We start from the raw sequence: 9,524 nt of genomic DNA on the forward strand, positions 1-9,524 counted from the left end.
CGGGCCGGGCGGCGTCTGGTGCGTGCTCTCGGTGTGCCGGGCGGAAGCCCTCGTACTGGACGTACTTGGGCTTTCGCCCGGTGCAGCGAGAGTACGTGCCAGGCGTCGCCCGGCAGGCGGGAATTTGACGACAGGCCCTAGGGCCCAGGACGCGGCTTTGGGCCGCGGCCTAGGAGAGGATGAAGCGGCTGCGTGAGCGGAGCTGTTCTACGAGGTGGGCGGGTGCCTTCTGCGGGGAGCCCGCGTCGTAGGGCGGCCGGGGGTCGTACTCCACCGCCAGCTGCACCGCCTGCGCGTGCTCGTCGCCCGCGATCCTGCCGAGCAGCGTGAGGCCCATGTCGATGCCGGACGAGACGCCGGCGGCCGTCACGTACTTGCCGTCGGTGACGACCCGCTCCCCCGTCGGCTCGGCGCCGAAGCGCTCCAGGTGGTCGAGGGCCAGCCAGTGCGAGGTCGCGCGGCGGCCCCTGAGCAGTCCGGCCGCGGCCAGCAGGAGTGAGCCCGTGCACACGGATGTCGTCCAGGTGCTGGTGGTGTCGGCCGTGCGCAGCCAGTCGAGGAGCGCCTCGTTCTCCATCTGCGGGGTCTGTCCGGGGCCTCCCGCGACCACCACGATGTCCGGGTGCGGGACCTCGGCGAGGGCCTTGTCGGCCGTGATGGCGAGGTTGCCGGTGTCGGTGCGGACGGGGCCGCGCTGCTCGGCGACGAAGACGGTGTCCGCTTCGGGGAGGCGGCCGAGGGTTTCGTAGGGGCCCACTGCGTCCAGGGCCGTGAAGCGGTCGAAGATGACGATGGCGATCTGCATGGGTGCGCCTTCTTTTGTGGCGGGGTGTCGAGGTCCGGGGGTGCGGAGAGGTCCGGGGGTGCTGAGGTCTGGGGTTGGGTGCGGGTTCGGTGGGGGCTTGTCGCGCCGTTCCCCGCGCCCCTGAAGGGCAGCTGAGGCTGGAGGTGACGTGCGGGTTCGGTGGGGGCTGGGCGCGCAGTTCCCGCGCCCCTGGAAGGCGCCCCCCGGGCGCCTTTTACGGGGCGCTGGTCATCGGGTGGAAGCGGCGGCGGTATTCCGCCGGGGGTGTGCCCAGGGTCTTCATGAAGGCTCTGCGCATGGCCTCGGGGGTGCCGTAGCCGCTGGACCTCGCGATCTCCTCGACGCCGTCCGTGGTGTCCTCCAGGAGGCGGCGGGCGTGTTCGAGGCGGACCGAGTCGACGTAACGGCCGGGAGTCGTGCCCGTCTCGGCCTGGAAGGCGCGGGCGAAGTGGCGGGGCGACAGCCGGGCGCGGGCCGCGAGCTTCTCCACGCACAGGTCGTCGCCGGGGTGCTCGGTGATCCACTGCTGGACGTCCCTCAGGGGTTCCCGCCGGGCCGTCTGGGCGGACAGCTGGGCGCTGAACTGGGCCTGGTTCCCCGGGCGTCTGAGGAAGACCACGAGGTGGCGGGCCACGGCGAGCGCCGCCTCCCGGCCGACGTCCTCCTCGACGAGCGCGAGGGCGAGGTCGATCCCGGCGGTGACCCCGGCCGAGGTGGCGACCCTGCCGTCGCGTACGTAGATCGGATCGGGGTCCACCTCGACGGCCGGGTGGTCGCGGGCGAGGCGCTCGCAGTACGCCCAGTGGGTCGTCACCCGGTGGCCGTCCAGGAGGCCCGCCTCGGCGAGCAGGATCGCCCCGGTGCAGACGGAGACCAGCCGCTCGGCGCGCGGGCCGTGCTCGCGCAGCCAGTCGAGCACGCGCGGATCGGGGCCGCGTGAGCCCCGACCGCCCGGGACGAGCAGGGTGTGCGGCGCGGGGGCGTCGACGAGCGCGTGGTCCGGGACCAGGGTCAGCCCGCTGGAGGTGCGCACCGGCCAGCCGTCCAGGGATGCGGTGTGGATGCGGTACGTCTCCCCGGGCTCGCCGGCCTGGAGGTCCGCGCCCGCGAAGACCTCCACGGGGCCCGTGACGTCGAGGCTCTGGACGCCGTCGAAGAGGACGAGGAGGACGGTTCGGTGCGCCATGGGTCCGATTCTTCGCCGGTGCGCGGATGGCCGCAATGACGAGTAGCCCACCTTTTCTGCCACGCGGGTGCGACCAAGGCCGGATGGGTGCCCCACCATTCCCTGTGTACCAACCAGTCGGTAACGTGCAAGGCATGACGACAGCCCTGCCGGAGCGTGCCGGACGCCGATGCCACAACGTCCTCAACCCGCTGCACTCGTGCCAGTACTTCTCACCTGAGCTCGGCACGGAGCTGGCCGCGGTCGGGGTGACGGACCGCAGTGCCGCCTACTTCGCGTCGCGTGCTGCGGCCATGGGGGCGGTGGGCCCGGGCACCGTCACGGCGACGTTCTACAACTTCCGCCACGAACTGGTGGCGCGGCACGTGCCCGAGGTGTGGCGGATCGCCTCTCCGGAGGTGGTGCTCGCGGCACGCCTGCGGGTCGCGGACCGCCTGCTGCGACGGCTGCTCGGGGACGAGGTGATCGCCTCCAAGGAGGTCGCCGAGGCGGCGCAGCTCGCCCTGCGCGCCACGGAGGCGTGCACCAGGACCGCCCGCCCGCTGTACGCCGCCCACGCGGACCTGCCGGTGCCCGAGGAGCCGCACCTCGCGCTCTGGCACGCGGCCACGCTGCTGCGCGAGCACCGGGGCGACGGGCACCTCGCGGTGCTCCTCGGCGCGGAACTCGACCCCGTGGAGGCGCTGGTGAGCCACACCGCCACCGGCAAGGGCATGGCACCGAAGTGGGTCCTGTCCTCCCGCGGCTGGCACCGCGAGGACTGGAACGCGGCCCAGGGGCGGCTCCGGGAGCGGGGACTGCTCACCGCCGAGGGCGAGTTGACCGAGGCCGGCGTCGCCCTGCGCAAGGAGATCGAGGCGAGCACGGACCGCCTGGACACGGCTCCGTACGAGCATCTGGGCGCCGCCGGTGTCGAGCGCCTCACGGAGCTGGGTACGGGGCTGACGACGAAGGCGCTGGCCGCCGGCGCCTTCCCCGAGAGCGCGTTCGGCAAGGGCTGACCCGCTCCGGCCGGACATCACGTCGAACGCCGGGCGCGTCCGGCCGCCCTTGATCCCCCGTTGTCGGTGCCACCTGCCACAATTGCCGCGCAACCTCAGTCAAGAAGGCGGTACGGGATCGTGACGACACCCCTCGTAGGGTCCATCGAAGGCAGGATCGCCGAGGAACTCGGCGTACGGGAGCGGCAGGTCAAGGCGGCCGTCGACTTGCTCGACGGCGGCTCGACGGTGCCCTTCATCGCCCGCTACCGCAAGGAAGCGACCGAGATGCTCGACGACGAGCAGCTGCGCACGCTCGAAGAGCGGCTGCGCTATCTCCGGGAGCTGGAGGAGCGGCGCTCGGCGATCCTCGACTCGGTGCGCGAGCAGGGCAAGCTCACCGACGAACTGGCGGCCCGGATCCAGGGCGCGGAGACCAAGGCGCGGCTGGAGGACATCTACCTGCCGTTCAAGCCGAAGCGGCGCACGAAGGCGCAGATCGCCCGTGAGGCGGGCCTGGAGCCGCTCGCCGAGGGACTTCTCAAGGACCCGTCCGTCGATCCGGTCGCCGCGGCCACGGCCTTCGTGGACGCAGACAAGGGCGTCGCCGACCCGCAGGCCGCCCTCGACGGCGCCCGCTCGATCCTCACCGAGCGTTTCTCCGAGGACGCCGACCTCATCGGCGAGCTGCGCGAGCGCATGTGGGTGCGCGGCCGGCTGGCCGCCAAGGTCAAGGACGGCAAGGAGGAGGCCGGCGCCAAGTTCGCCGACTACTTCGACTTCAGCGAGCCCTTCAAGGCGCTGCCCTCGCACCGCGTCCTCGCCATGCTGCGCGGTGAGAAGGAGGACGTCCTCGACCTCGTCCTGGAGCCCGAGGAGCCGTCCGAGCAGCCCGGCCCGTCCTCGTACGAGGGGATCGTCGCGCAGCGCTTCGGGATCGCCGAGCGCGGCCGACCCGGTGACAAGTGGCTGACGGACACGGTCCGCTGGGCCTGGCGCACCCGGCTGCTCGTCCATCTCGGCATCGACCTGCGGCTGCGGCTGCGCACGGCCGCCGAGGACGAGGCGGTCAACGTCTTCGCGACGAACCTGCGCGACCTGCTCCTCGCCGCCCCGGCGGGCACGCGCTCGACGCTGGGGCTCGACCCGGGGTTCCGTACGGGGGTGAAGGTGGCCGTGGTCGACGCGACCGGCAAGGCCGTCGCCACGGACGTCATCCACCCGCACGTCCCGGCGAACCGGTGGGACGAGGCCATCGCCAAGCTCGCCCGCCTCGCCAAGGAGCACGCGGTCGAGCTGATCGCCATCGGCAACGGCACGGCGTCCCGCGAGACGGACAAGCTCGCCGGTGAACTGATCGCCAAGCACCCGGAGCTGAACCTCACCAAGGTCATGGTGTCCGAGGCGGGGGCGTCCGTGTACTCGGCGTCGGCGTTCGCCACGCAGGAGCTGCCCGGCATGGACGTGTCGCTGCGCGGCGCGGTCTCCATCGCGCGGCGGCTGCAGGACCCGCTCGCCGAGCTGGTGAAGATCGACCCGAAGTCGATCGGCGTCGGCCAGTACCAGCACGACCTGTCCGAGGTGAAGCTCTCGCGCTCCCTCGACGCGGTCGTCGAGGACTGTGTGAACGGCGTCGGCGTGGACGTGAACACGGCGTCCACTCCCCTGCTCACCCGGGTCTCCGGCATCACCTCCGGGCTCGCCGAGAACATCGTGGCGCACCGCGACGCGAACGGCCCGTTCACCTCACGCACCGCGCTGAAGAAGGTGGCACGGCTCGGCCCCAAGGCGTACGAGCAGTGCGCGGGCTTCCTGCGGATCCGTGGCGGCGACGACCCGCTGGACGCGTCGAGCGTGCACCCCGAGGCGTACCCCGTGGTCCGCCGGATGGTGAAGACGGCGGGGAGCGGGGTCGGTTCGCTGATCGGCAACACGGGGGCGCTGCGCTCGCTGAAGCCGACCGACTTCGTGGACGAGAAGTTCGGTCTGCCGACGGTGACGGACATCCTGCGGGAGCTGGAGAAGCCGGGGCGCGACCCGCGGCCCGCGTTCAAGACGGCGACCTTCAAGGACGGGGTCGAGAAGATCGCCGACCTTGAGCCGGGGATGGTGCTTGAGGGGGTCGTCACGAACGTGGCGGCGTTCGGGGCGTTCGTGGATGTGGGCGTGCACCAGGACGGGCTCGTCCATGTCTCCGCGATGTCCAAGACGTTCGTCAAGGACCCTCGGGACGTCGTGAAGTCCGGGGACATCGTGAAGGTGAAGGTGCTGGAGGTCGACATTCCGCGGAAGCGGATCTCTCTGACCCTGCGGTTGGACGACGACGCGTCGGCGGCTGCGCAGGAGGGTGGCTCCGGGCGCCCTCAGCGGGGCTCCCAGCGTGGTGGGCGACCGCCTCAGCAGCGGGGGCGTACCGGCGGAGGGGGTGGCGGGGGTTCGCGTCAGACGTCCGCGCCCGCGCCCGGGAACAGTGCGATGGCTGACGCCTTGCGGCGGGCGGGGCTCGCCGACCCGAAGGGTGGGAAGAGGCGGGGCTGAGTTCTGGGCTGCCGGGCCCGCTCTCTCCGGTTCCACCGGAGGGGCGGGCCCGGACCGTGGTGACGTGCGGGTCCGGTGGGGCCGGCCGCGCAGTTCCCCGCGCCCCTCACGGGGCTAGAGCTCGGCCACCTTTCCTTCCGCCACCTCGAGGCGGCGGGTCGTGTGGACCGCGTTCAGCATGCGGCGGTCGTGGGTGACCAGGAGCAGCGTGCCCTCGTAGGAGTCGAGGGCCGACTCCAGTTGTTCGATCGCGGGCAGGTCGAGGTGGTTGGTCGGTTCGTCGAGGACCAGGAGGTTCACGCCTCGGCCCTGGAGCAGGGCCAGGGCCGAGCGGGTGCGTTCGCCCGGGGAGAGGCTGGCGGCCGGGCGCAGGACGTGTTCCGCCTTGAGGCCGAACTTGGCCAGGAGCGTACGGACCTCGGCCGGCTCGGTGTCGGGGACGGCCGCGCAGAACGCGTCGAGCAGGGCCTCCGTGCCGTGGAACAGCTTGCGGGCCTGGTCGACCTCTCCGACGATCACACCCGAGCCGAGCGTGGCGTGCCCCGAGTCCAGTGGCACCCGGCCGAGCAGGGCGCCGAGCAGTGTGGACTTGCCCGCGCCGTTCACGCCGGTGACGGCCACCCGGTCCGCCCAGTCGATCTGGAGCGTGGCCGGGCCGAAGGTGAAGTCGCCGCGCCGGACCTCGGCGTCGCGCAGGGTGGCGACCACGGAGCCGGACCGCGGGGCCGCCGCGATCTCCATCCGCAGCTCCCACTCCTTGCGGGGCTCCTCCACCACGTCCAGGCGCTCGATCATGCGCTGGGTCTGCCGGGCCTTCGCGGCCTGCTTCTCGCTGGCCTCGCTGCGGAACTTGCGGCCGATCTTGTCGTTGTCGTTGTTCGCCTTGCGCCGGGCGTTCTTGACGCCCTTGTCCATCCAGGAGCGCTGCATCTGGGCGCGGCCCTCAAGGGCGGACCGTTTGTCGGCGTACTCCTCGAAGCCCTCGCGGGCGTGCCGGCGGGCCACGTCCCGCTCTTCCAGATAGGCCTCGTAGCCGCCGCCGTACAGGGTGATCTGCTGCTGGGCCAGGTCGAGTTCGAGGACCTTGGTGACCGTGCGGGTGAGGAACTCGCGGTCGTGGCTGACGACGACCGTGCCCGCGCGCAGCCCGGAGACGAAGCGTTCGAGGCGCTCCAGACCGTCCAGGTCGAGGTCGTTGGTCGGCTCGTCGAGCAGGAACACGTCGTAGCGGGACAGGAGCAGCGAGGCGAGTCCGGCGCGGGCCGCCTGGCCGCCGGAGAGCGAGGTCATCGGCTGGTCCAGGCCGACGGCGAGGCCGAGCGAGTCGGCGACCTCCTCGGCCCGCTCGTCGAGGTCGGCGCCGCCCAGCGCGAGCCACCGCTCCAGGCTGTCCGCGTACGCGTCGTCCGCGCCCGGTGCCCCGTCGACGAGCGCCTGTGTGGCCTCGTCCATGACCCGCTGGGCCTCGGCCACGCCGGTGCGGCGCGCCAGGAACTCCCGTACGGACTCGCCGGGCCGGCGCTCCGGCTCCTGCGGCAGATGGCCGACGGCCGCGGCGGGCGGGGAGAGCCGCAGCTCGCCCTCGTCGGGCTTGTCGAGACCGGCGAGCATCCGGAGCAGGGTGGACTTGCCCGCGCCGTTGGCACCGACGAGACCGATCACGTCGCCGGGCGCGACGACGAGGTCGAGTTCGGCGAAGAGGGTGCGGTCACCGTGGCCGGCGGCGAGGTTCTTGGCGACGAGAGTGGCAGTCATCAGGAGGCCGATCCTAATCGCCGGGCCCGCGCGCCCGCGCCAGGGTTTCGCGCACGCGGGCGCCCGGCCCTGACTGTCAGCGGGCCATCGCCTCCACCAGTACGCTCCCGGACGTCCGCGCCACGATGAAGGACTCCCCTCTGGTCGCCTTCGTGTCCAGCGGAAGCCGGTGGCGGCCCGCTTCGAGGACGCCGTCGAAGACCTCGTGCATATGGGTGCGGTAGAGGCGGTCCAGCCGGTACGCGGTCAGCCGGACCCGGCAGGGTGAGGTGACCTCGATGCCCGCCTCGCCGTCGGCGGCGACCAGCCGGGTCAGTCGGCGCTGTTCCCGGGGGCTGCGGTCCAGGGCGTTCTCTATCTGGGCGACCAGGAGCGGGACGATCGGGGCCAGCCCCTCGACGTACGCGACGTCGACGCCGGCCTGTTCGAAGGAGCGCCGGACGTCGGCGCGTTCCCGCTCGGTGACGGCCCGGCCGAAGGCGACGGCGCCGTAGGTGCGCAGTTCGTCGGCGGGTACGCCGGTGGCGTCCCGGGTGATGTCCGCGCCGATGCCGATGATGCGCAGGGCGGCGGCGAGCTTGCCCAGGACGGCGGCACGGGCTCCGATGAGCAGGACCCGGCGGCGCTCGCCCCGAGCCCCGGCGAGCAGGGAGCCGAGGGCGGCACGGTATGTGTCGCCGTGGAAGAGGAAGGGGCCGATGCCGTGATAGCCGTTCCGTTCCAGGTCCGGGTGTTCGTCGGTCTGCCAGGCGAAGTCGCGCCAGACGAAGTCGTCGCCCTGCCGGTCGATCACGGCGGTCACGGCACCGCAGGCGAGGTCCTCGCACTCCGGGCAGCCGTATATGACGTACCGGCCGCCCTCAAGCGGAGGGTCGGCTTCCAGCAGCAGGCTCTGCACCTGGGCCATGAAGATCGCGGGTGGTACGTCGGAGGCGAGGGGGGACACGGCGTCGAGGTCGGACAGCTGGTACAGCAGCGGGCGTCCGTCGACGATGAAGTCGACGAAGTCCCGGTGCGCTTGGTAGTCACCGTTGGCCAGTACTCCACCGGCACGCATCGCCGGTGCCAGGCCGAAGGTCGCGTACTCGGCAGACATGCTGTGAGTATTCCCGGACTGGGCCAACTCTGAGCACGGCATGACATATTCCGCTAACGTCCCCGCGTGGCGGAAGATCGAAGCAGTGACGTGATCGTGGTCGGCAGCGGGGTCATAGGACTCACGACGGCCCTGGTACTCGCCGAGAGCGGCAGACGCGTACGGATCTGGACGCGGGAGCCCGCCGAGCGGACCACCTCGGCGGTTGCGGGCGCGCTCTGGTGGCCGTACGCCATCGAGCCGCAGGATCTCGCGCGGACGTGGGCCTTGCGATCACTGTCCGTGTACGAGGAGTTGGCGGCGCGGCCCGACGAGACGGGCGTACGCATGGTCGAAGGTGTCATGGGCGAGGCACGCCTTGACGAGCAGGGGACGTGGGCCGCGGCCCGGTTGCCGGGGCTGCGGACGTCCACGGCCGAGGAGTACGCGGGCCCGGGGCTGTGGGCGAAGCTGCCGCTGATCGACATGCCGGTGCATCTGGGGTGGCTGCGGGCGCGGTTCCTGCGGGCGGGCGGGGTGGTCGAGTCACGGACCGTGACGGACCTCGCGGAGGCCCGGGCGCAGGCCGGGGTCGTCGTCAACTGCACGGGGCTCGGTGCGCGGGAGCTGCTCGGGGACACGGCGGTGCGGCCCGTGCGGGGGCAGTTGGTGATCGTGGAGAACCCGGGGATCCGGACGTGGCTGGTGTCCACGGACGCGGTGGCCGGGACGACCACGTATCTCTTTCCGCAGCCGGGGCGGCTGGTGCTCGGCGGGACCACGGACGACGGGGACTGGTCCCTGGAACCCGATCCCGAGGTGGCCGCGGGGATCGTCGCGCGCTGTGCGGTGCTCCGGCCGGAGGTGGCGGGGGCGCGGGTGCTGGGGCATCGGGTGGGGGTGCGGCCCGTGCGGTCCGCTGTGCGGCTCGAACGGGATGCCTTGGGCGGCGGCGCGGCGGGGAGCGGGGTGTTGGTGCACAACTATGGGCATGGTGGGGCGGGAGTGACGGTGGCTTGGGGCTGCGCGGAGGTTGCCCTGGACCTCGTTGCAGGCGCGGGCCCGCTGTAGCTGAGGTCGCCGGGTTACACCCCCCCCCCGCGGAGTGGGGTGGGGCGGGGGCGCGCGGCATCCACCACGACCACCCCCCCCCCCACCCCACCCCCCCCCCGACCCAGCCTCGTG

7 protein-coding genes are annotated in these 9,524 nt (G+C 72.4%); 3 read left to right on the forward strand and 4 right to left on the reverse strand.

Features of this window, described 5'->3' with window-relative positions; all coding sequences use genetic code 11:
- Positions 1 to 169: 169 nt before the first annotated feature.
- On the reverse strand, positions 170 to 805 hold the full coding sequence (locus ACFVH5_RS42145) for a DJ-1/PfpI family protein (protein ID WP_385838977.1): 636 nt from the start codon (positions 803 to 805) through the stop codon (positions 170 to 172).
- A 214-nt stretch (positions 806 to 1,019) separates the two neighbouring features.
- Positions 1,020 to 1,991 carry a GlxA family transcriptional regulator gene (locus ACFVH5_RS42150; protein WP_385838978.1) on the reverse strand — a complete coding sequence of 324 codons (972 nt, stop codon included), beginning with the start codon at positions 1,989 to 1,991 and terminating at the stop codon, positions 1,020 to 1,022.
- 134 nt (positions 1,992 to 2,125) lie between these two features.
- Between ACFVH5_RS42150 and ACFVH5_RS42155 the strand changes: the two genes are divergently transcribed.
- Entirely contained in the window at positions 2,126 to 2,992 is an 867-nt protein-coding gene (locus ACFVH5_RS42155) for a hypothetical protein (RefSeq protein ID WP_385838980.1), read from the forward strand.
- A 120-nt stretch (positions 2,993 to 3,112) separates the two neighbouring features.
- The gene (locus ACFVH5_RS42160) at positions 3,113 to 5,509 is read left to right on the forward strand and encodes a Tex family protein (RefSeq protein WP_385838981.1); all 2,397 of its coding nucleotides are present in this window, start codon (positions 3,113 to 3,115) and stop codon (positions 5,507 to 5,509) included.
- 114 nt (positions 5,510 to 5,623) lie between these two features.
- Here ACFVH5_RS42160 and ACFVH5_RS42165 read toward each other — a convergent pair whose 3' ends face one another.
- Together ACFVH5_RS42165 and ACFVH5_RS42170 are read right to left on the reverse strand one after the other, a co-directional pair.
- The gene (locus tag ACFVH5_RS42165; protein ID WP_384815536.1) at positions 5,624 to 7,264 is read right to left on the reverse strand and encodes an ABC-F family ATP-binding cassette domain-containing protein; all 1,641 of its coding nucleotides are present in this window, start codon (positions 7,262 to 7,264) and stop codon (positions 5,624 to 5,626) included.
- Positions 7,265 to 7,340: 76 nt separating this feature from the next.
- Entirely contained in the window at positions 7,341 to 8,360 is a 1,020-nt protein-coding gene (locus ACFVH5_RS42170; RefSeq protein WP_385838982.1) for an oxidoreductase, read from the reverse strand.
- Positions 8,361 to 8,426: 66 nt separating this feature from the next.
- On the opposite strand from ACFVH5_RS42170, the gene ACFVH5_RS42175 reads away from it, so the two are divergent.
- The gene (locus ACFVH5_RS42175) at positions 8,427 to 9,410 is read left to right on the forward strand and encodes an FAD-dependent oxidoreductase (protein ID WP_385838983.1); all 984 of its coding nucleotides are present in this window, start codon (positions 8,427 to 8,429) and stop codon (positions 9,408 to 9,410) included.
- Positions 9,411 to 9,524: the final 114 nt, after the last annotated feature.

This window comes from Streptomyces sp. NPDC127119, assembly GCF_042677425.1.
Lineage (GTDB): Bacteria > Actinomycetota > Actinomycetes > Streptomycetales > Streptomycetaceae > Streptomyces.

What these genes read in the sequence shown, in the direction of transcription:
- ACFVH5_RS42170 (WP_385838982.1), bottom strand. Translation starts at nt 8,360, where the DNA reads ATGTCTGCCGAGTACGCGACCTTCGGCCTGGCACCGGCGATGCGTGCC.
- ACFVH5_RS42145 (WP_385838977.1), bottom strand. Translation starts at nt 805, where the DNA reads ATGCAGATCGCCATCGTCATCTTCGACCGCTTCACGGCCCTGGACGCA.
- ACFVH5_RS42150 (WP_385838978.1), bottom strand. Translation starts at nt 1,991, where the DNA reads ATGGCGCACCGAACCGTCCTCCTCGTCCTCTTCGACGGCGTCCAGAGC.
- ACFVH5_RS42165 (WP_384815536.1), bottom strand. Translation starts at nt 7,264, where the DNA reads ATGACTGCCACTCTCGTCGCCAAGAACCTCGCCGCCGGCCACGGTGAC.
- ACFVH5_RS42155 (WP_385838980.1), top strand. Translation starts at nt 2,126, where the DNA reads ATGACGACAGCCCTGCCGGAGCGTGCCGGACGCCGATGCCACAACGTC.